Origin of the sequence: Flavobacterium flavipallidum (assembly GCF_038289905.1) — a bacterium.
GTDB classification, from domain to species: Bacteria; Bacteroidota; Bacteroidia; order Flavobacteriales; family Flavobacteriaceae; genus Flavobacterium; species Flavobacterium flavipallidum.
Map to the genome: position 1 here is coordinate 42236 of NZ_JBBYHU010000023.1, position 21162 is coordinate 63397.

The following is a 21162-nucleotide window of genomic DNA, read 5'->3' on the forward strand; positions in this document are numbered from 1 at the left end:
GAAGCGGCATCCTTTAATAAAATCCCGACACATCTGGATTTTATTAAAGATATAGCGTACAGCCTGACCTTTTTGAAAACATTTTTCTTGTTTTCAAAAAGGGCACGCCCAAATTATTCTAAATTTTGTAATACTTAAACGGGACAAATAACATCCCAAAACACTCTCCGTGTTCCTTACCTAAATGCTTGTGATGCACTTTGTGCGCCTTTCGTAAACCGATTAGATATTTATTCTTAGTATGCTTGAACCACTTGAAACGCTGATGAATCAAGACATCGTGAATCATGAAATAGCAAAAGCCATATAAAGTGATTCCTAACCCAATAAAAAACAAATAATTGAAGTTGTCTTGCGCACCAAAATAAAAAAGAATGATACTTGGCACGGCAAAAATGACAAAGAAAATATCGTTGCGTTCAAAAACATGGTCGTAACGAGGCTGGTGATGATCGGCGTGGAAATACCACATAAAACCATGCATGACATATTTATGGGTCAACCAAGTCACACATTCCATGAACAGAAAAACAGCTACTGTTATTAAAAATGAAATCATTTTTTATGTTTTTAAATCGATTTATTCTACTAATCGCAACTTATACGTCACAAATGATTGTGCTAAAAGTGTCGCTTTAGTGTAATTAGAAACTCTTATACGGCTGTTTCCAATTTCCTTGCAAGGGGTATTTTCTAATTTTCGAAGTAACTTTTTGTAATACACATAAGCGGTATAAACGCCAAATTTAGCTTCAATAGGTAATTTTATGATACCTTGATAAGCGACTTTGAAATCTTCATTTATTTCGTTGATAATGGCTTTTTTAGCATTTTCATCAAAAGATTTTAAATCCACTCCCGGGAAATAATTACGATTCAGGATTAAATTATCGTCTTTTAAATCTCTTAGAAAATTTACTTTTTGAAAAGCCGAACCCAATCGCATTGCCTGATCTTTCAATTGGTCGTATTTTTGATTATTGCCACGAACAAAAACTTTCAAACACATAAGTCCCACAACATCAGCCGAACCGTAAATGTATGCTTCATATTCGGCCTTGGAATCATAATCCTGCTTGATTAAATCCATTTTCATACTTTTCAAAAAAGCCTGAATTAAATCATCCGAAATATTATACTGCTTGACCGTGTGCTGAAACGAGTTTAAAATAGGATTCAAACTAATTCCGGATTTATAAGCTTTGTAATATTCATTTTCAAAATCATTGATTAAACTTTCTTTGTCATAGCCATGAAAAGAATCTACAATTTCATCTGCAAATCGTACAAAACCATAAATGCTGTATATCGCATCTCTAATACTTGGCGAAAGCATATAAACCGCCAGAGAAAATGAAGTACTATAATCCTTAGTGACTAACTTACTGCATTTAAAGGAAACTTCGTCAAATAACTGCTTCATAACTATTCATTTAGAAATTGTTTATTAATCAAACTAGAAACTAACTTACCGGAAATCAATGCCGGAGGAACTCCTGGTCCTGGAACGGTTAATTGTCCTGTAAAATATAAATTACGAACTTTACCACTTTTTAGTTTTGGTCTTAGAAAAGCCGTCTGCAATAATGTATTGGCCATGCCGTAGGCATTTCCTTTATAAGAGTTGTATTGTTCAACAAAATCATTTTTACAAAAGGATTCCTTAAAGATAATATTTTCCTTAACACTTTGAGCCGTAAGTTGTTCAAAACGAAGTATTATTTTGCCAAAATATTCTTCTCTCAATTTTTCAGAATCATGAATTCCTGGTGCAAGAGGAATTAAAAAGAAAGCAGATTCCATTCCGTCCGGTGCAGCTGTTTTATCCGTAACCGATGGAAAATTAGCATAAAACAAAGGTGCTTCAGGCCATTTTGGATCATCATAAATTTCTTTTGCATGTTGGTCAAAATCGGTATCAAAAAACAACATATGATGAGAAATATTTTCCAACTTTTTATCAAAACCTATATAAAACAACAAGGACGAAGGTGCAAACACTCTACTTTCCCAATATTTTTCTGAATATTGTCGAAATTCCGAATCCAATAAAGTTTCGGTATGATGATAATCGGCTCCGCTTAAAACCAAATCAGAATCAATACGCTCACCATTAACAACGATAGCTTTGGCAATTTTATTTTCTACTATAATTTTCTCAATATTCGAATTGACAAAAAACTGAACTCCTAACTCTCTGGCCAAAGTTTCCATAGCTCTTACCACATCAAACATTCCGGTTTTAGGATGCCAGGTTCCTAATCCAAAATCGGCAAAATTCATAAAACTATAAAAAGAAGGTGTATCGGAAGGCTTTGCTCCTAAAAACAAAACCGGAAATTCTAAAATTTGAATTAGCTTTTCGTTCTTGAATTTCTTTCGAACATCTTTACTAATATTTCCAAAAAATTGACCTAATTTTTTGGTTGTTTCGAGGGTAATTAATTCCAAAGGTGAAACTCCAGGTCGATACACTAAATCTTTAATAGCAATATCATAATTACTTTTGGCCTCAGCCATGAATTTGCGAAGTTCATTCCCACTTCCCTTTTCGACTGATTCAAAAGTGCTTACAATTTCTTCTAAATTATCCGCAATAGCAATAAAATCCTGAATTCCAAAGTATACTCGATATGCTGGACTCAATTTTACCAGTTCGTAATAATCAGTCGTTTTCTTTCCAAAATCAGCAAAAAAACGTTCAAAAACATCCGGCATCCAATACCAACTAGGCCCCATATCAAAAGTAAAACCGCCTTTCTTTAATTGACGCGCCCTACCTCCTATGGATTCATTTTTTTCATAAACAAAAACTTCATGACCACTTTGCGTCAGATAGCAAGCTGCAGATAATGCAGAAAACCCCGAACCTATGATTGTAATTCTTTTTTTCATTTGTTTAACAAATATACAAAATAATTAAACAAAACTACAATTCCAATGTTAATTCAGAAACAGAATTAAAAACTTTTATTTTACTTAAAATTTTCTCTGAATCAATCAAAGAAACTAACCTTCCTGTGTACCACAATTGTGTACTATCCTCCAATAACTTATCAATCATCTCCTGGACATAATCATTCACCTGATCTCTATCTGGCTTAACAGTCAAAAAGGAAACATAGACAATATTGTCAAAATATTTTTTTAAATCTCTCAAATTATCAATTGGCATACTCTCTCCTAAATAAATAGTCTTATAACCTGCCAAAAGAATTTCGTACTGCAAATACATCAATCCTAGTTCATGTATTTCATTCAAAGGAAGAGATAAAACAAAAACTTTATCTGTTTTTACAGGATCTAAAACCTGAAGTCTTTCAGTATTTAAAATAATTTTTTGCCTGATCAAATAACTCACAAAATGCTCATGTGCAGGACTTATGGTATCTGTTTGCCACAAAACACCAATTTCATCTAAAAGAGGAATAAAAACCTGATGAAAAATTTCTTTAAAGGATTTTTCTTCGGCCAACCAATTGTAAGTATTAAAAAAAAGTTGCTGGTCAAAATTCATCATCGCCATTTTAAAAGCATTAATAGCGTGATTTTTTGAATTTTTAGACATCGCAATTTGCTTCACCAAATCCTGAATTTCTATTTCAGAAAAAGTAGCAATCTTAGAAATTTTATATCCATATTCATGCAAAAAAGTGATATTCAACAATTTTTGCAAACTAACCAAATCGTACAATCTAATATTAGTATCAGTTCTCATGGGCTCAAGAACCTGATATCTTTTTTCCCATATACGAATGGTATGCGCCTTAATCCCTGATAGATTCTCAAGGTCTTTTATACTAAAAACGCTTTTAATATTGTTCATTTATTTACAAATAAAATTAAACAAATATACGTTTTTATCTTAAAAAACACATTAGAATAACCAACAGATTTTATATCTGATACATTTCGTAATGATTCAATTTATCTAAATCTAAAATTGTTTTCGAATTATCAATACTTCTTTGATACATTGGTACAAACTTAGCTCCGTAAACCACCTCTTCAAAAGTATATGAAGTACGCGTCGCCACAGTATTTGAAAACATATCATCAAAGGTTTTAATATATACAAATAGCTCTCCTACGATACTTTTAAAATCCTCTTGGGTAAACTGATACAAAGGACTATTTTCAGTTATAGGATGTACTAATGTCCAACTTAGCGTTAAGGCATTAATTTTTTCGAGTTCTAAATCCAATGAATAAAACTTATTTACTTTCACTCCATTTTCTTCTACACTCATCCCCAGAGTCATTTTTGCTTCGGCATCAGTAAAATTAGTATTCTTAAAAGGACTTAAACGCACCATCAAACCCGTTCCATCTCCATAAGGAGCAATCAAAGCATTATGGGAAAATTTTAAAAAAGCAGTAGGTTTACTAAAACGTCCAAAGAACAATCCGGTTGCAATTGCAAAACTCAACAATCCAATTAAAGCTTCGGCCGCCGCCAATAAACTTGTAAGGAAACCAACCGGACTGATGTGACCATAACCCACTGTAGTAAAGGTTTGAGCACTAAAAAAATAGGCCTGACCAAATTTTGCCCAATTGCTATCTGTTACAGGAATACCATCAAGATGTTCAATTCCAATCCCGAAGTAAACCATTGCAAAAAACATATTGATACCCATATAAAAAGTTAGAATGACCAACATAAATTTCCATGCCGGCATATCTATCATCGTATGGTACCAACTGATGCGATGCAAATAATGCATTCCTTTTTTTTCCACATTAGCTGTACCATTTTTATTTAAAAAACGTCCGCCGTAACTATTTGCATTAGTTCCAAAACCTGTGTTCCTATCTAATACGGCGTGCAAGTTGATTTTATTTAAAAAAGCCATTGGGTTATCCTTTAATATTCAAGGTAAATTTAGTTAAACTCTAACAAAAAAATTAAACTTCTTAACCTAACCTATGTTAATCACTTCAAATAGCTTTAATTAATTGAATTAATAGTATTTTTGAACGAAAACTAAAAATATAATTAACAATGAAAAAAATATTCGCTTTAGTAACAATATTCAGCTTTTTGGGCTGTGCCGAAATGCAACAGCTAATGAATCAACTTCCACAAGCCGGAACATCAGGAATGATTGACATTTCAGGAGGTTTAAAAGAAGCTTTGAATAATGGTATTACTAAACAAGTAAGTAAACTAACGGCAACAGATGGTTTTTATAAAAACGAAGCCGTTAAAATTCTTTTACCAGAAGAGTTAAAAAAAGTAGATTCTGGTTTAAGAAGAATTGGATTAAGTTCGTTAGCCGATGAAGGTTTAAAAGTAATGAATCGCGCTGCCGAAAATGCGGTAAAGGAAGCAACCCCAATCTTTGTTGATGCCGTAAGAAACATGTCTTTTAATGATGCGAGAGGAATTTTAATGGGAAATGAAAGTTCAGCAACAACCTATTTACAAAATACAACTTCGACTTCATTGTATAGTAAATTCAATCCGGTAATAAAAAGTTCATTTACAAAAGTTGGTGCTGATAAAGTATGGCTCAATATAATTACCAAATACAACAGCATTCCGTTAGTTACTAAAGTAAATCCAGACCTTACAGATTATGTAACTAATCAAGCAATGAAAGGTGTATTTAAAATGGTTGCTGTCGAAGAAAAAAACATCAGAACCAATATCAGCGCCAGAACAACTCCATTATTACAAAAAGTTTTTGCCTTACAGGACAAAAAATAAAAAGTGTAAAACACTTATACAAACAGGCTAAGCAGCATTTGTTTTATAAAAAAATAAGTTTAGTTTTGAAATGTTTATAACTACAATAAAAATTGATTTCAATTACTTTCTTGAAATCAGGAAACAATAATAAAATGCAAAAAATAACCATACTTATCCATTGCGAAGATCAAAAATCTATTATCGCATCAGTAACAAACTATATTGCAGGAATCGAGGGAAACATCATTTATCTTGACCAACACGTAGATGCAAATGAAAATGTTTTTTTCATGCGTTTAGAATGCGAATTCAGCACTCAAAACTGGGATTTAGAGTTAATCAAAAAAGATTTCCAAACCAATCTTGCCGATAAATTCAACATGTCTTGGGAAATTTACACTCAGGAATACAAACCCAGAATGGCACTTTTTATTTCTAAATACGACCACTGCTTATATGATCTTTTAGGACGTTACAGTGCTGGGGAATTACCACTTGAAATCCCATTGATTATTAGCAATCACGAAGATCTAAAAGGAGTTGCTGAGCGTTTTAACATTCCGTTTCATCATGTACCTTTTACAAAAAACATCAAAGAAGAAGGTGAAAAACAACAAATAGCACTATTAAAAGAATACGATATCAATTTTATTGTTTTAGCAAGATACATGCAGATTATCACCCCTAAACTAATTGAATTGTACAAAAACAGAATCATAAACATTCACCATTCGTTTTTGCCTGCATTCCCAGGTGCTAAGCCATATCATTCTGCTTTTGCCCGAGGTGTTAAAATTATTGGAGCAACCAGCCATTATGTAACTGAAGAACTCGATGAAGGGCCAATCATAGAACAAGATATCACCAGAGTATCACACAGTCATTCTATTGAAGATTTCATTGTAAAAGGACGCGATTTAGAACGTGCCGTTTTAGCACGAGCCGTAAAACTCCATGCTGAACGCAAAACAATGGTTTACAACAATAAAACGGTTATTTTTTCATAATAATGAATTTAAAAAACTAAACAACCGTTTAAAAGTTAACTTATAACCAACAAAGTAATAACAAAACCTTAACAGCTATTTCGGTCCATATGTAGCATCTTTGCAATGTAATGAACTGGTTATTTATTATATTTTGGTTTTGGTTAGTTAAACAAGTGCTGGTATCAAAAATACCAGCACTTCTTTTTTTAGGACAAAAAATTTATCCCTAAAGAACCTAAAAAACTTTAAAAAGACTGTCTCTTTCCTCTTACTTAAATATAGATTTTTCTCAAAATATACCCCAAAACACTATTCTTAACCTAAAAAAATTGGTTATTAATATTATCTTAATGTAAATTTGCTAAAAATTTACTGTTATGAAAGGACTTTTGAAAGAGACGAGTGAAATTGAAAAATTACAAGAAGAATTTAAAATTCTTACTCAAATAAAACAAAATAAAACTGCTTCGACTAATAATGAGCAGGAAGAATTAGTATTAGAAGAATGCGAATTATAAGTTTTGATGCAATTTTTTAAAATAATCAAAAGCTTTTAATATTCGGCTCCCGTACCAGGAAAACATTTCACCATCTACCAGAATAACATTAGCAGAATGAGTGTAAACACTTATTTCTAAAGCGTCTTTTTCTTTAAAGGGATAAGGTTCAGAGGAGAGAAAAACATAATCTAAGTCTTTGTCTTTATTTATCTCCTGAATATTAACTTCGGGATAGCGCGAAAGTTTTGCAAAAGCATTCTCAAAACGATTCAGCAACAACATTTCATTAATAAAATTAGCCCCTGCTGCTACCATATAAGGATTTTTCCAAATAAAATAAGCAACTCTTTTCACTGCCTTATTTTGAATGAATTTCTTAAAATCATTCATAGCCAAAGCTATTTTTTGGTTCCAATTTTCGGCTTCGGCCATACAATCAAAGAGATTACCAAAATCACTTATCATTTGAAAATTATCTTCCAAGGTATTAATATCAGTCACCCAAACTTGACCTATTTGGCGAAGATTTTCAACCATTTCAAGCGTATTCTCTTCTTTATTACAAACAATAATATCCGGAGCTAAAGATTTGATTTTATCATAATCCACTTTTTTAGTTCCTCCAACAATTACTTTTTCGTTTCTTAAATTCTTCGGATGAATACAAAATTTAGTGATTCCGACTATTTTAGATTCCAAACCTAAATCAACTAATAATTCCGTTTGCGAAGGCACTAACGAAACAATACGTTGTGGTACTTTTGCAAATGTATGTTGCGTTCCAATAGCATCGGTTAAAACGTAATTTTCCAATTGATTCAATTTTAATTTTGAATAAAAAAACCATTAAAAAGCAATTGCTTTCTAATGGCTCTCTTATATTTAATCTGTCTTTCTGTTAAGACTGCAGAATTGCTGCCATTTCCTGTTGCATTTTCAAAGCTTCAGCTCTTGCTTTTTCGGCAAAATCAGCCTCTTTAGAAGCATATATAATTCCTCTTGATGAATTAATTAGTAAACCTACATTTTCATTCATTCCGTATTTGCAAACTTCAGACAAACTTCCACCTTGAGCTCCAACACCAGGAACTAATAGAAAACTATTAGGCACAATTTTTCTAATTTCAGTAAAATATTCGGCTTTAGTAGCTCCTACCACATACATTAAATTCTGTGAATTCTTCCAGCTTTTAGAAGTTTCTAAAACACGTTTATACAATTCTTCTCCATCTACATTTAAGGTTTGAAAATCAAAGGCTCCTTCATTTGAAGTCAGCGCTAACATAATAGTATGCTTTCCTTCGAATGCTAAAAAAGGTTCTACTGAATCTTTTCCCATGTATGGGGCAACAGTTACACTATCAAAACTTAAATCTTCAAAAAAAGCTTTAGCATACATCGAAGACGTATTGCCAATATCACCACGTTTAGCATCGGCAATGGTAAAAATCTCCGGATGATTATCATTAATATAATTAATTGTCTTTTGAAGTGAAATCCAACCTTTAATCCCATATGCTTCAAAAAAAGCAGTATTCGGCTTATAAGCAACAGCTAAATCGTGTGTTGCATCTATAATTGCTTTATTAAATTCAAAAATTGGATCTTCCAATTCTAAAAAATGGGCTGGTATCTTATTCAAATCGACATCTAATCCTACGCATAAGAAAGATTGTTTTTTCTTGATTTGTTCAATTAACTGTTGTGTAGTCATGCGTTTAATTTTTCAAAGCGCAAATTTACAAACCCAAACCCAATTTATATAAGAATTCTATAAGTTTCTATAAAAATTATATAAAACAAATGCGTTAATGTCATCTAATTTTGAAAAATAAGCGCATGTAAGCAACTGTTTTATTACTTTTACAAGAAACCTAAAAATAATAGCCTTGAAATTATTTTTGAAAACCGACAGTAATTTTCTGATTAGAAAAATCTTAGAAGAAAAACTTGATGTATTTAATATCAAATACAATCTAATAAATACCAATGAAATTCTGTTTTTGGAGAGTATCGACACCGATACATATACTAAAATCACCGCTGTATTGAGCGAATATGGTTTTGAAATTATTGAAAATCAAAAAAACATAATTGTACAAAAAATCAAAGAAACAATTACAGATATGATTTTTAATGAGGAAGGGCCTTCGGTCAAAAGTTCGGTTTATTTAGCTGAAAAATTGAATCATAGTTATGGCTATCTTTCTAATCTATTTTCGGAAGTAACTTATACTTCGATAGAGAATTTTATCATTATTCAAAAAATTGAATATGTAAAAAAACTCATCACTCATCATGATTTTACACTTACTGAAATTGCTTTTAAACTCAATTATTCGAGTGTAGCGCATTTAAGTTCTCAATTTAAAAACACTACAGGAATTACTCCATCTGCATTTCAACGTATCATTAAAAAACGAAACGAATTGAACAGCCAAAAAATTAACTAACAGAAATAAAGGATATGCAAAAAGATTTTATCTTAATTACTCTTGCAGATGATGACGAAGACGACAGAATGTTTTTTACAGACGCATTTGAAGAACTAAAAATTAATACTGTGGTTAATACCGTAAATGATGGTGTTGCACTAATGGATTTTCTTAATGATCCCGAAAGTGTATTACCTAATATCATTTTCTTAGATTTAAATATGCCCCTAAAATCAGGAATGGAATGTTTAAAAGAAATTAAAGCCAATCCAAAATTCAAAGACATTGTAATTGCAATTTACTCAACATCTTCATCAGAAGAAGACATTGAAAACACCTTTGTATTAGGCGCCAATATTTACATCAAAAAACCCAATCATTTTGGCAAACTAAAAGAAGCATTAACTGAAGTAGTAACGCTCAACTGGCAATACATAACTTCAGGATTAAATAAAGATAATTTTTTATTACGCATCTAAGTTATGTTTAAGTCAAAGCTTTTCAATTCTTTAGGTTTCATAAGAGCTGTTTTTTTGATTGCTTTTTTTATCTTAATCTTTCTAGCGTCTGTAACTTACAGACACATCAAAGAATTAGACAAAATAAGTGACTCGATTACCAACACCTATGAAATATCGCTAGAATTAGGAAAACTTATATCTTATATCAAAGATGCCGAAACCGGTCATCGTGGCTATATCATTACGAATGATTCTATTTATCTGGACCCCTTTATTAATGCCCGAAAAAATGTGAATCATTCGTTTCAAAATTTAAACAATACTATTAGTTATGATTTTAAAAAACAGGAACAATTAAAACGTATTTACGATTTAGTAGACAAACGTTTTTCTTATTTTAAAAATCGGTTTTCAAACAAAAAAGAATTCAACGACGATTTTAGAGACGGAAAATTAGTTATGGATTCTTTGCGTTCAGAAATTAACAGTATGCTCAATACGGAAAACAAATTATTAGATTCCAAAGGCAAACTTTATAAGTACAACAATTCAAACACACCTTTAATCGTTTTTTCAACTTTTTTAATTTCGGCTTTAATTTTAGGTTTGGGATATCTTCAAATTATAAAAAACTATAAAGATTTATTGCATCAAAACATTCAATTAAAAATTTTTGATGAATCCAGTAATCAAGCCGAAATACTTGGAAAATACGGAAGTTGGTTATTTAATCTTGAAGACAAAAGCTTTAATTATTCTGACAATCAATTTCGTTTATTAGGTTACAAACCTAAATCCTTGAATCCAACTTTTGAAAATTTGTTAAGCCAAGTTCATCCTGATGATCGAGAAACATTGATTCATTCTTTTGAAAAAGCAGAAAGCACAGAATTACTGCCTTTAATTCATTATCGCATTATCAAAAAAGACACGCTTGAAGTGCGTCATTTTAGAACAACAGCTAAAATATTTATTGATAATTTAGGCAACAAAAACATGATTGGGACGACCCAGGACATTACTGAGGATTTCAATAAAACCCAACTAATAGAGTTACGCAACACTGAATTAGAACAAAACAATAAAGAGTTGATGGAATTCAATCATGTAGCCAGTCATGATTTGCAGGAACCGCTTCGAAAAATTCAAACTTTTATTTCCAGAATTGAGGATAAAGAAAAAAACAATTTATCTCCGGCTGCACAAAGCTATTTTGAAAGAATTCAGGAAGCTTCAAACAGAATGCGAATTTTAATTGATGATTTATTACAATATTCCAGAACAAGTCGTTCTGAAAAAAAATTCGAAAATACTGATTTGAATACCATTGCATCAAATGCAGTTAGTGAACTTTCAGAAAACATTCAGGAGAAAAAAGCCGAAATCATTTTTGAAAAATTACATCAAGTACAAGGCATTCCTTTTCAATTGGAACAATTATTTATTAATATTATTGGGAATTCACTTAAATATTCAAAACCTGAAATACCACCTTTGGTACAAATCAGTTCTAAAAAAGTAAAAGCTGCTAAAATTCCCGAATTAAATGATACTTCAAAAAAAGAATACATCAAAATCACGTTTAAAGATAACGGATTGGGGTTTGAACAAATATACGCTGATAAAATCTTTTTACTTTTTAATCGTTTACATGGTAAAAAAGATTTTCCAGGAACCGGAGTTGGTCTTGCTATTTGCAAAAAAATAATTGAAAATCACAAAGGTTATATTTTTGCTAAAGGGAAACCAAACGAAGGAGCTCTATTTGAAATTTATTTACCAGCTTAAGAGAATAAAATTATATAATATTATTAATGAATTATATAAAACGAGAAAAAGTCATTTTATATATTTTTATACAAATTTCACCAAATGAATACAATAAAAAGCAAAACCAAACTTTTCTTTTACATACTGCTCCCATTTTGTAGTATGATTGTAACGTCTTGTGAAAAAAAAATCCAGGAACAACAAAAGCCAAAGCAACAAATTCAAGAACAGGAACCGGTTAACAGTGTTTCTACTAAAGTAAGTGAAACTCTTATAACACAAATTGCCGAATCAAATTTAAAAATTGTCGCAATTGCACAAAAAGCAAGAGAAGGTAAAATAAAAAAAAGTACCAAAATCGTTTTAGAACAAGTAGAAAAAGATCATTCTGAATTAAAGGATAATATTAAAAAGATTGCTAAAAACAATTATATCATTATCCCAAATACATTATACGATACTACAACATTAAAAAGTTTTATTAGTGAAGTTAACATTAGCATGTACTTAAAAAAATTACATGTTTCCCTAAGCAACGAATTGAATCTGTATCAAAATACAACATTAACTACAACTAATGAAGAATTAAAAAAATTCACTAAAGATGCACTTCCTGTAATAAAAGCCAATATAGCAAGTATACTTAAAGAACAAAATACAAATTACTAATTGTAATTACCACAAGCCCTAAATACTTTTAAAAACGTCTTTTTCAAGACGTTTTTTTTTGCTTCTAACCTAAATGGCAATTGTATAAAAGTATCAAAATATCCTGTAACAATTTTAATACAAACAAGTTGCAATTTTGTAATGTAGCCTAGGAACTACTTCAACGTACAATTATTAACTTAAATATAAAGCCATGAGAAATTTATTAGCCGCTGCAATTCTTTGCTTTTCATTTGCAAATTTCACAAATGCACAATCACTAGAACCATCAGTAGGAATTAAAGGAGGGTTAAACTTTTCCAACCTATATACAGATGATGTCGACGATAATAATATGTTAACCAGTTTTAATGCCGGTTTATATCTCAACTTACCCATCTCAACTGCAGCATCAATTCAACCCGAATTCAATTTTTCCAGAAAAGGTTCTGAATTAGTTTATGACAATGCATTTGCAACAGGAACAACTAGACTAAAACTAAATTATCTGGAAATGCCTGTATTACTAAAATTAAATGTGACACCTAATTTCAACATCCATTTTGGTCCCTATGCTGCCTATTTAATAGATGGAAAAGCTACAAATGAAACAAACAATGGATCATTCAACTTTGAAGAAAACATCAGTAATGATGATTTAAACAAGTGGGATTACGGATTATCAGGAGGAATCGGATTTGATTTTGCGTCAACCTCATTAGGAATTCGATACAACTATGGACTCCAAACTATTGGAAAAGAAAAAACCTTTAATGGAAGCACCTATACATTTCCAGATTCCAAAAACAGTTCTTTGAGTCTATACGTTGGATTTAAACTTTAAAAATATTTAATCATAAAAAACAACAATCATGGGAAACTTACTATATCTAATAGCGATACTACTTGTCGTATGTTGGGCATTAGGATTTTTTGTATACAGCCTTGGAAGCTTAATACATCTCCTATTGATAATAGCGATTATCGCAGTATTAATGCGCATTATAAAAGGATAAAACACACATATAAATATTAACCCTAAATACTATCATTATGAAAACAAACAAAGTAATACTTGGAGTTGTTGGCGGATTATTAACAGGCGCGGCCTTAGGAATCCTATTTGCCCCACAAAGTGGCAGAAAAACAAGAAGACAAATCAAAGACAAATCAAAAGCTCTTAAAGAAGATTTAAAAGAGGATTTTGATAAATTCATTGAAAAAATTGACAAAAAGTACCAATCGGTTTCAAACGATGCTCATGAATTATTACAAAGGACAAATTCAAAAATGGAGAATTAATCTATAAGTCAAATTAAGATTAATTTAATTAAAAAAGAATTCAATACAATTGTTATGAAAAAATCAATCAAAATTTTAGCAATCCTGGCAATGGTTTTTCTAGGTGCTACAAAAGTTTCCGCTCAAGATACTAATAGCGACAATTATGATCAAAAATTTAAACTCGGTATTGGTGCATCAGTAGGATATCCATTTGAAGATCCTTACAATCTTAATGTGGGTGGAGATGTTCGCTTGCAATATGACTTATCAAAAAGATATTCTCTTACAGCTACAACAGGATTTAGTAATCTATTCGTAAAAGGCAAAGATAATGACTTAGGTTATATCCCGGCTAAACTAGGTTTTAAAGCCTTTGTTTTAAAAGATAAATTCTACCTTATGGGAGAAGCAGGAGCTGCATTTGCAGTAACAAATAATTACAATCAAAAATCCTTGCTGTTAAGTCCCGGAATAGGTTATGCTACAAAATATATTGACCTAAGTGTTCGTTATGAATACCTTCCTGATTTTCCTTCTATAAGAAACAATGCCGCTGATAAAGGCTTGGGTCAGGTTGCTCTTCGATTAGCATATGGATTTGATTTATAATATCCTTCAAAACAAATAAAGCTACTGCAAAATCTACGTGAAACGCGGGTGCTTATAATTCAATAGTTACACTATATAAAAAAGCTTCTTCTTCCCCAAATACGGAAGCTTTCCCAAAAAAATGAGGCCCTAAAGCCTCATTTTGTTATTCTAATAGATAAATATTATTTAACTAAAATAATTTCAACTCTTCTGTTTTCAGCTCTACCTTCTGCTGTTTTATTAGAAGCTATTGGCTTAGTAATACCATATCCTTCAGAAGAAAGTCTTTCAGCACTAATACCTTTAGCAATTAAATAATTTTTAACTGCTGCAGCTCTGTCTTTAGACAATTGAAGATTTTTAGCAGCAATACCTGTACTGTCTGTATGTCCTTCTAATTTGAAGTTAGCACTACTATATTCATTCATCACCTTCACAATTTCTTCTAACTTAGCATTAGATTCAGCTTTAATAGTTGCTTTTGAAGTATCAAACAAAATTGACTTAGAAAAATCATTTAATTTTTTAATTACTTCTTTAGTAACTTCAGGACAACCATTATTAGCAACAGTTCCTTTCACCTTTGGACATTTATCAACTTTATCTAAAACTCCGTCTCCATCAGTATCTGGCCAAGGGCAACCCGCATTTTCTTTTGGTCCTGCAACATCTGGACATTTATCCTCTTTGTCTAATACACCATCTTTATCTATATCTCCCCATGGACAACCTGCATTTTCTTTAGGACCGGCAACATCTGGACACTTATCATCTTTATCCAATACACCATCTTTATCCTTGTCTACCCATGGACAACCGTTGTTAGCAGCTGGACCAGCAACCGTAGGACATTTATCATCTTTATCTAATACACCGTCGTTATCTTGATCTCCCCAAGGACATCCTTTATTTTCTACAGGACCTGCAACAGTAGGACATTCGTCATCTTTATCTAATATACCGTCTCCATCCTGATCTTTTGCTTTCTTTTGATAAACTGGAATTTTAATTCCTAAATAAAGATCTGCAGCTTTTGAATTTTTAGAAACAACATTAGACAAAACTGAACCCGAACCCACAAAGAATACTCCTGTTCTTAAACCAAATCCAACCAAAGCTTGTTTGCTATAATCCATATAAGAAACAGGAATAAAAGCACTAAACCATTTTGATTCAAATCGAGGTGTTAAACTGAAACGATTTGCAATGCTGTTTTGATTTAATTTCGTTTTACTTACTACTCCTAAATCTGCATTTGCATTCAAATAAAATTTTCTATGAATATTCCAATCAACATCAGCATGTATAGCAGTTGGTAAATATGATTTTACATTTCCATTTACAACCGCATGATCAAAATTATCTTTCATAAACTGATCAAAATTGTCTGCATTATCAAAATCAGCTACAGTAATAGGAGTTGGTCTTGAAAGAGATGGACGATTTAAATCATATAAATTACGTATCCCTTTTTCATATTTCACTGAACCAATATCAGTAACAGAAACTCCAAAACGTAATTTGTATTTATTAACCTCTTTTAAATCATTTATATCAGCCCTGTCAGCTGTATACTCAGGTCTCCATTCGTAAACTAATCCTAAATCAAGACCAAAACCTCTTGATTTTGAATCAATTTCAATATCCGAATTAGATGCAAAATCCTGGCTAGAACCATAAATAGCAGTTCCAGTTGTTTGGTAAGTACTTGTAAGATCTGAACCTGTATCATTATATGCTACAGATATATTAGTTCCTTGAAAATGATAGTTAGCTACCCCTTGCAAATATTTAGCAGTAATACCACCTTTCAAGAAATGTTGTCCTTTTTGAAATAAAACAGCTGCATAAGACAAACCTAATTCACCCCATGAATTTCCAACTGCATTTGGACTACCTAATGAAGCAGAAGGAAAACTAGTAGAATTATCTTTAGTTATATCATTAATTACTTTTCCATTAACATCAATTACATTTAAAAAAGCTCTAGCTCTTGTAAAAACAGCTATCGAATGTTTAGGAGCAATATTAAACATAAACGACGGCCCCATTATATCAGTATTGAAATAAGCATTATTAGCATTGCTAAAATTCTTTTTAGCTTCTAAATCAAAATCATAACCACTTTTAAAAGCATCAAAAACCTTCACACCATATAAATCATTTCCTAAAGCTGAACTAAAAGAAAACAAATTAATATCTGTTTTAAAACGTGAATCTACGATAGACGCTGGGTTATACAATGCACTCTGAACACCAGCATAATTATCATGTACATAACCTAAATAAGACTGGGCATTTGCTGCGCTAAAACCTGCTAAAGCAAACAGCGAAAGAAAAATTCTCTTCTTCATACTAAATAATGTTTGTTAATAAATTTGGGGCATAAAAAAAACACCTAATTTGACAACGCAAATTAAGTGCTTTTTCTTATTAATTATATCTAAAAAAGTATTTGTTTTTCAACAATTAATTTTTAGTTAACCATTAGAAAACCTCACTAGCTTCTTTTAGTTTTTCAGTATTATTAACTAATTGCAACTCTTCTACAATTTTTTGAATATCACCATTCATAATATTCCCTAAATCATATAGAGTCAATCCAATTCTGTGGTCAGTTACACGTCCCTGAGCATAATTATAAGTTCTAATTTTTGCCGAACGGTCTCCGGAACTCACCTGCGAACTACGTTTTTTAGCATCTTCTTCTTGTTTTTTTGCTAATTCCATTTCGTACAAACGAGAACGTAAAACAGTAAATGCTTTATCCTTATTTTTATGTTGTGATTTTTCGTCCTGACATTGAGCTACTAAACCAGTTGGAATGTGCGTTAAACGAACAGCCGATTTAGTTGTATTTACAGATTGCCCACCTGGTCCTGATGAACAAAAGAAGTCGATACGCACGTCATTCATATCAAGCTGAACATCAAACTCTTCTGCTTCCGGCAAAACCATAACCGTAGCTGCCGATGTATGCACACGTCCTTGTGTTTCTGTTTGAGGCACACGTTGCACACGGTGCACTCCAGCTTCAAACTTCAAAGTTCCGTAAACATCTTCTCCCGTAACTTCAAAGATAATCTCTTTAAATCCTCCTGAAGTTCCTTCATTCATATCAACAACCGAACTTCTCCAACCTTTACTTTCGCAATATTTAGTATACATTCTAAATAAATCTCCAGCAAAAATACTAGCCTCATCGCCACCAGTTCCGGCACGAATTTCCACCATGACATTTTTAGCATCTTCAGGATCTTTAGGAATCAACATAAACTTGATTTCATCTTCAAGAATTGGCAATCTTTCTTTTGCTTCGTCCAGTTGCATCTTGGCCATTTCAACCATATCAGCATCACTCCCATCAGCAATAATCTCATTTGCTTCATCAATATTTGCCATCAAAAGAACATATTCATCTCTTTTTTCAGCCAAAGCCTTTAGATCTTTATACTCTTTATTCAACTGCACATAACGTTTTTGATCGGCAATAACATCCGGTTGGATAATTAAATCCGAAATCTCATCAAAACGTTGTTTCACTATTTGAAGTCTGTCTAACATAGTTATAGTCCTTATAATTGGAGTGCAAAAATACAAAAAAGATTGCACAATTTTATTTCAGTATTTCAGATTTTTTCAGGAGCTTTTTCCTGCTTCCCGATAGCTATCGGGACGCTATATCTTTTTATGGCAAAAAAAGCCAGAAAAAGGATGCCGCTTCCATCAGGGCTATCACTCAATCCTTTATATTAATCTTCCTCGGAAATTTTGGCAACCATAAAAATCATCACACCACCTAAAAAAGCCATAACTAAGAAAGCCCATTTCATATTTAAAATTTCTGAAATATAACCTACCATTGGCGGAACAATTAAAAATCCTAAATAACCTATCGTAGATATGGAAGTTATTGCTGATCCACTACTCAAATTTTTAGATTTCCCTGCAATACTAAATATTAATGGCACCGTACAGGAAACTCCTAGTCCTATCAATACAAAACCAAAAATTGTCGGTAAAGCATAGGGTAAAGCAAAACTCAATAAAAAACCTGCAGTAATCAATATAGCACTATACTTTAAAATATTTTTTATCCCAAAACGCATTACTCCATAATCACCTAAAAATCGCCCTAAAGTAACCGCCGTCATAAAAAAAACAAAAGCCGCCGTGGTCATTTTCTGTGTCGCATGCAATACATTTTGAAAATATATTCCACTCCAATCATACATGGTATTCTCACAAGCCATTGAAACAAAACTAATTATTGAAAATTTCAACAAAGCTTTATCCGGTAATGAGAAAAACTTTGATTTTTCTTTAGAAGGCTCACACACTATTGTTAACGGATAAAAACAGCTAATTACTGCTAACATAAAAACACTTAAACCTAATAAATGAAATGAAGGATCAATATGTTGTGTCACCATAATATAGCCCAAACCAGCACCCGCAAAACCCGCCAAACTCCATACAGCATGAAATGTAGTCATAATTGATTTTGAATACAATCGCTGTACTTCAAGTGCCTGAGCGTTCATTGACAAATTAAAAATATTACGAGAAGCTCCAAAAATCAATAATATTAACATCAATTGCCAAACATAGGCTGCAAAACCTGGCAAAGCCAAAACAACATTAAACAAAATTGCTCCTATTAACATACAAACCCTGCTACTCATCAAATTAAGAATCGTCTTTGTAAATGGCATTGTCAGCATCAGTCCAATTGGAAAAGCAAATAAAACAGTACCAAATTCAGCTTCTGATAAATGCAATTGAGCTTTTATAGCTGGTATTCGGGATGCCCATGACGAATATCCAAAACCGGAAATAAAAAAAAATACAGTAGTTGCCAATCGGTAACCTTTTGGCGAATGGCGTAAATTATTAAAATAGTCTAAAATCATTAATTTGTATCCCTTTCATTTGGACTGCAAAAATAAAGCTTTTAAAACGGTATAGCTGTTAAAAATACCTAAATAACATCCTTAAAATTTATCAGTATTTTTAGTAATTTTGCTCAGAATTCGACACAAAATCGATTCATATTAATTATGCAAAAAATAGCCTCATTACTATTCCTACTTTTCATCGCTTCGGCTTGTCAAAAAAACGCTGAAACAGAAAAAGACCTAATAAAAAAAGCCGATTGGCTTATTGGTAATTGGGAAACTAAAAACGATATTGGTACCCTTTCTGAAAATTGGGAAAAAGTAAACGATAGTACCTATAAGTCCAAATCACTTTTTATAAAAGACAAAGATACTATTCATAACGAAAGTATCATTCTTGAACAAAAAGGAGAAAATTTAAGCTACACCACTACAATTATAGGTCAAAACGACAACAAACCAATTTGCTTCCAATTAAAAGAAAGTATTGAAAATGAACTGATTTTTGAAAATCTAAAAAACGATTACCCTCAAAAAATCAGTTATAAAAAAACATCTAAAACCAGTTTAATCGCTCAAATATCAGGATTGCAATCAGGTAAAACCACTACTGAAAAATACAATATGGTTAAAAGAAAATAACCACAAGATAATCCCATTTTAAGAAGCCTTCATTTTTTTAATCTGAAGGCTTTTTACTTATGCTACAAGAAGCTTTCTCGCTTTTCTAATAGAAATAAATGATTGTAAAACAACCGAAATCATTATAAAAAACAATCCAGCATAAAACGAAGCATTCACTTCTTTACTTTCACCAAAAAACAAAAATGCCATAATAATAGCGTAAATCGGTTCTAAATTAAAACTGAGATTGACAGTAAAAGCAGGTATCTTTTTTAACACTTCGGCAAACGAAACATACAAACCCACGGTACAAAAAAGTGCTAATAAAATTAAATAAACAGTATCTTTCAAATTAGGGATAAAACTTTCAACCGGAAAGAAATAAAGATAAACAGGAAGTAAAATTCCTAAACCTAAAGTCCCGCCAATCATCTGATAATAATTAATAACCCTACTATTATAATTCCTTACTAATCGTTCGTTGAAAATGGTATAAAGTGCCGCAAAAGAAGATGAAATAACACCTAAAACAATTCCTAACTGATAAGAAGTATCAAAATGAAAAATCAAACTAATACCTAGTAAAGTAAATGCACTTAATATTAATTCAGCAAATTTAAATTTCGTTTTATTAACTATTGGCTCAAAAATAGCAGTAAAAAAACTGGTCAAACAATAACATACTACTCCTATAGAAATATTTGAATACTTAATACTTCCATAAAAGAAAAGCCAATGTGTAGTAATAAGCATTCCAACTTTAGCAATAGCTAACTTTTCTCTAAAAGTAGTTTTATCAACTATTTTAAAAAAAATTAGAATTAAAAATATAATAATAGAAGAAAAAAATAACCGGTACCACACCAACAATCCTTCATTAAGAGAAATTAGTTTACCGAAAATCCCAGTAAAACCGGCAAGTATTACAGCTGAGTGCAATAGTAAATATGATTTTTTCATAAAGAGCAACACTTCATTATTTTAATATTTAATTAAAATTATTAAGTATAAAAATTATTAAAGATTTTATTTATTATTTTTCTTACGAAAAACATTAATATCAAGAAAAGAATCAACAGTTACTATTAATAGAATAAAAAATATTTATGAGTAAGAATTAATAAAAAACAAAACCGTAATATTATCCCCAACTTTTGAACCTGATCCGATCCAATCTTTTTGCTTAGTCCCCAACTTTTGAACTTGATCCCAGACAACCTTCCAAATAAAAATAAGAATTATTTAAAACAAAAAACCCTATCCAAAT

General features: G+C 31.4%; 23 protein-coding genes. 12 read left to right on the forward strand and 11 right to left on the reverse strand.

Annotated elements, in window-relative coordinates; genetic code table 11:
• Positions 1 to 118: 118 nt before the first annotated feature.
• The 5 genes from AAEO59_RS11360 to AAEO59_RS11380 form a co-directional block, all read right to left on the reverse strand.
• Complete coding sequence (locus AAEO59_RS11360; protein WP_341700861.1) at positions 119 to 559, reverse strand: sterol desaturase family protein; 441 nt, start codon at positions 557 to 559, stop codon at positions 119 to 121.
• Positions 560 to 580: 21 nt separating this feature from the next.
• Positions 581 to 1423, reverse strand: coding sequence for a phytoene/squalene synthase family protein (locus AAEO59_RS11365; RefSeq protein WP_341700862.1), 843 nt, complete (start codon positions 1421 to 1423; stop codon positions 581 to 583).
• Positions 1424 to 1425: 2 nt separating this feature from the next.
• On the reverse strand, positions 1426 to 2895 hold the full coding sequence (locus AAEO59_RS11370) for a phytoene desaturase family protein (protein ID WP_341700863.1): 1470 nt from the start codon (positions 2893 to 2895) through the stop codon (positions 1426 to 1428).
• Positions 2896 to 2929: 34 nt separating this feature from the next.
• Positions 2930 to 3826 (reverse strand): MerR family transcriptional regulator, encoded by an 897-nt coding sequence (locus AAEO59_RS11375; protein ID WP_341700864.1) that lies wholly within the window; start codon positions 3824 to 3826, stop codon positions 2930 to 2932.
• A gap of 70 nt (positions 3827 to 3896) precedes the next feature.
• The gene (locus AAEO59_RS11380) at positions 3897 to 4856 is read right to left on the reverse strand and encodes an ion channel (RefSeq protein WP_341700865.1); all 960 of its coding nucleotides are present in this window, start codon (positions 4854 to 4856) and stop codon (positions 3897 to 3899) included.
• A gap of 149 nt (positions 4857 to 5005) precedes the next feature.
• Here AAEO59_RS11380 and AAEO59_RS11385 point away from each other — a divergent pair, with 149 nt between their 5' ends.
• The 3 genes from AAEO59_RS11385 (at position 5006) to AAEO59_RS11395 (ending at position 7202) form a co-directional block, all read left to right on the forward strand.
• Positions 5006 to 5713: a DUF4197 domain-containing protein gene (locus tag AAEO59_RS11385; RefSeq protein ID WP_341700866.1), complete on the forward strand. Its 708-nt coding sequence runs from the start codon at positions 5006 to 5008 to the stop codon at positions 5711 to 5713.
• A 134-nt stretch (positions 5714 to 5847) separates the two neighbouring features.
• Positions 5848 to 6702, forward strand: a complete 855-nt coding sequence (purU, locus tag AAEO59_RS11390) for a formyltetrahydrofolate deformylase (RefSeq protein ID WP_341700867.1) — start codon at positions 5848 to 5850, stop codon at positions 6700 to 6702.
• A 359-nt stretch (positions 6703 to 7061) separates the two neighbouring features.
• Positions 7062 to 7202, forward strand: a complete 141-nt coding sequence (locus tag AAEO59_RS11395; protein ID WP_341700868.1) for a hypothetical protein — start codon at positions 7062 to 7064, stop codon at positions 7200 to 7202.
• On the opposite strand, the gene AAEO59_RS11400 is transcribed toward AAEO59_RS11395, so the two are convergent.
• Both AAEO59_RS11400 and pyrF read right to left on the reverse strand, forming a co-directional pair.
• Positions 7197 to 7997, reverse strand: a complete 801-nt coding sequence (locus tag AAEO59_RS11400; protein WP_341700869.1) for an ABC transporter substrate-binding protein — start codon at positions 7995 to 7997, stop codon at positions 7197 to 7199. The two genes, AAEO59_RS11395 and AAEO59_RS11400, sit on opposite strands and share 6 nt — an antisense overlap.
• A gap of 85 nt (positions 7998 to 8082) precedes the next feature.
• Complete coding sequence (gene pyrF, locus AAEO59_RS11405; protein ID WP_341700870.1) at positions 8083 to 8898, reverse strand: orotidine-5'-phosphate decarboxylase; 816 nt, start codon at positions 8896 to 8898, stop codon at positions 8083 to 8085.
• A 175-nt stretch (positions 8899 to 9073) separates the two neighbouring features.
• Between pyrF and AAEO59_RS11410 the strand changes: the two genes are divergently transcribed.
• The 8 genes from AAEO59_RS11410 (at position 9074) to AAEO59_RS11445 (ending at position 14391) form a co-directional block, all read left to right on the forward strand.
• Positions 9074 to 9637 (forward strand): helix-turn-helix domain-containing protein, encoded by a 564-nt coding sequence (locus tag AAEO59_RS11410; RefSeq protein WP_341700871.1) that lies wholly within the window; start codon positions 9074 to 9076, stop codon positions 9635 to 9637.
• A gap of 14 nt (positions 9638 to 9651) precedes the next feature.
• On the forward strand, positions 9652 to 10098 hold the full coding sequence (locus tag AAEO59_RS11415; RefSeq protein WP_341700872.1) for a response regulator: 447 nt from the start codon (positions 9652 to 9654) through the stop codon (positions 10096 to 10098).
• A gap of 3 nt (positions 10099 to 10101) precedes the next feature.
• Positions 10102 to 11868 (forward strand): CHASE3 domain-containing protein, encoded by a 1767-nt coding sequence (locus AAEO59_RS11420; protein ID WP_341700873.1) that lies wholly within the window; start codon positions 10102 to 10104, stop codon positions 11866 to 11868.
• Positions 11869 to 11952: 84 nt separating this feature from the next.
• Complete coding sequence (locus tag AAEO59_RS11425; RefSeq protein WP_341700874.1) at positions 11953 to 12519, forward strand: hypothetical protein; 567 nt, start codon at positions 11953 to 11955, stop codon at positions 12517 to 12519.
• 193 nt (positions 12520 to 12712) lie between these two features.
• Positions 12713 to 13342, forward strand: a complete 630-nt coding sequence (locus AAEO59_RS11430; RefSeq protein ID WP_341700875.1) for a porin family protein — start codon at positions 12713 to 12715, stop codon at positions 13340 to 13342.
• A 28-nt stretch (positions 13343 to 13370) separates the two neighbouring features.
• Positions 13371 to 13514: a lmo0937 family membrane protein gene (locus AAEO59_RS11435; protein ID WP_341700876.1), complete on the forward strand. Its 144-nt coding sequence runs from the start codon at positions 13371 to 13373 to the stop codon at positions 13512 to 13514.
• Between the two features lie 37 nt (positions 13515 to 13551).
• Entirely contained in the window at positions 13552 to 13800 is a 249-nt protein-coding gene (locus tag AAEO59_RS11440) for a YtxH domain-containing protein (protein WP_341700877.1), read from the forward strand.
• A 54-nt stretch (positions 13801 to 13854) separates the two neighbouring features.
• A complete protein-coding gene (locus AAEO59_RS11445) occupies positions 13855 to 14391 on the forward strand; it encodes a hypothetical protein (RefSeq protein WP_341700878.1) in 537 nt (178 codons plus the stop codon).
• 164 nt (positions 14392 to 14555) lie between these two features.
• Here AAEO59_RS11445 and AAEO59_RS11450 read toward each other — a convergent pair whose 3' ends face one another.
• From AAEO59_RS11450 to AAEO59_RS11460, 3 genes are all read right to left on the reverse strand, one after another.
• A complete protein-coding gene (locus AAEO59_RS11450) occupies positions 14556 to 16727 on the reverse strand; it encodes a DUF5723 family protein (protein ID WP_341700879.1) in 2172 nt (723 codons plus the stop codon).
• A 133-nt stretch (positions 16728 to 16860) separates the two neighbouring features.
• Positions 16861 to 17937 (reverse strand): peptide chain release factor 1, encoded by a 1077-nt coding sequence (gene prfA / locus AAEO59_RS11455; RefSeq protein ID WP_341700880.1) that lies wholly within the window; start codon positions 17935 to 17937, stop codon positions 16861 to 16863.
• A gap of 188 nt (positions 17938 to 18125) precedes the next feature.
• Complete coding sequence (locus tag AAEO59_RS11460; protein ID WP_341700881.1) at positions 18126 to 19286, reverse strand: MFS transporter; 1161 nt, start codon at positions 19284 to 19286, stop codon at positions 18126 to 18128.
• Between the two features lie 147 nt (positions 19287 to 19433).
• Between AAEO59_RS11460 and AAEO59_RS11465 the strand changes: the two genes are divergently transcribed.
• The gene (locus AAEO59_RS11465; protein ID WP_341700882.1) at positions 19434 to 19913 is read left to right on the forward strand and encodes a DUF6265 family protein; all 480 of its coding nucleotides are present in this window, start codon (positions 19434 to 19436) and stop codon (positions 19911 to 19913) included.
• A 57-nt stretch (positions 19914 to 19970) separates the two neighbouring features.
• Here the strand turns inward: AAEO59_RS11465 and AAEO59_RS11470 are convergent, their stop codons facing one another.
• Complete coding sequence (locus AAEO59_RS11470) at positions 19971 to 20855, reverse strand: DMT family transporter (protein WP_341700883.1); 885 nt, start codon at positions 20853 to 20855, stop codon at positions 19971 to 19973.
• Positions 20856 to 21162: the final 307 nt, after the last annotated feature.

Coding starts and splice junctions, on each gene's coding strand:
- AAEO59_RS11360 (WP_341700861.1), bottom strand. CDS start 559: ATGATTTCATTTTTAATAACAGTAGCTGTTTTTCTGTTCATGGAATGT.
- AAEO59_RS11365 (WP_341700862.1), bottom strand. CDS start 1,423: ATGAAGCAGTTATTTGACGAAGTTTCCTTTAAATGCAGTAAGTTAGTC.
- AAEO59_RS11370 (WP_341700863.1), bottom strand. CDS start 2,895: ATGAAAAAAAGAATTACAATCATAGGTTCGGGGTTTTCTGCATTATCT.
- AAEO59_RS11375 (WP_341700864.1), bottom strand. CDS start 3,826: ATGAACAATATTAAAAGCGTTTTTAGTATAAAAGACCTTGAGAATCTA.
- AAEO59_RS11380 (WP_341700865.1), bottom strand. CDS start 4,856: ATGGCTTTTTTAAATAAAATCAACTTGCACGCCGTATTAGATAGGAAC.
- AAEO59_RS11385 (WP_341700866.1), top strand. CDS start 5,006: ATGAAAAAAATATTCGCTTTAGTAACAATATTCAGCTTTTTGGGCTGT.
- purU (WP_341700867.1), top strand. CDS start 5,848: ATGCAAAAAATAACCATACTTATCCATTGCGAAGATCAAAAATCTATT.
- AAEO59_RS11395 (WP_341700868.1), top strand. CDS start 7,062: ATGAAAGGACTTTTGAAAGAGACGAGTGAAATTGAAAAATTACAAGAA.
- pyrF (WP_341700870.1), bottom strand. CDS start 8,898: ATGACTACACAACAGTTAATTGAACAAATCAAGAAAAAACAATCTTTC.
- AAEO59_RS11415 (WP_341700872.1), top strand. CDS start 9,652: ATGCAAAAAGATTTTATCTTAATTACTCTTGCAGATGATGACGAAGAC.
- AAEO59_RS11420 (WP_341700873.1), top strand. CDS start 10,102: ATGTTTAAGTCAAAGCTTTTCAATTCTTTAGGTTTCATAAGAGCTGTT.
- AAEO59_RS11425 (WP_341700874.1), top strand. CDS start 11,953: ATGAATACAATAAAAAGCAAAACCAAACTTTTCTTTTACATACTGCTC.
- AAEO59_RS11430 (WP_341700875.1), top strand. CDS start 12,713: ATGAGAAATTTATTAGCCGCTGCAATTCTTTGCTTTTCATTTGCAAAT.
- AAEO59_RS11435 (WP_341700876.1), top strand. CDS start 13,371: ATGGGAAACTTACTATATCTAATAGCGATACTACTTGTCGTATGTTGG.
- AAEO59_RS11440 (WP_341700877.1), top strand. CDS start 13,552: ATGAAAACAAACAAAGTAATACTTGGAGTTGTTGGCGGATTATTAACA.
- AAEO59_RS11445 (WP_341700878.1), top strand. CDS start 13,855: ATGAAAAAATCAATCAAAATTTTAGCAATCCTGGCAATGGTTTTTCTA.
- AAEO59_RS11450 (WP_341700879.1), bottom strand. CDS start 16,727: ATGAAGAAGAGAATTTTTCTTTCGCTGTTTGCTTTAGCAGGTTTTAGC.
- prfA (WP_341700880.1), bottom strand. CDS start 17,937: ATGTTAGACAGACTTCAAATAGTGAAACAACGTTTTGATGAGATTTCG.
- AAEO59_RS11460 (WP_341700881.1), bottom strand. CDS start 19,286: ATGATTTTAGACTATTTTAATAATTTACGCCATTCGCCAAAAGGTTAC.
- AAEO59_RS11465 (WP_341700882.1), top strand. CDS start 19,434: ATGCAAAAAATAGCCTCATTACTATTCCTACTTTTCATCGCTTCGGCT.
- AAEO59_RS11470 (WP_341700883.1), bottom strand. CDS start 20,855: ATGAAAAAATCATATTTACTATTGCACTCAGCTGTAATACTTGCCGGT.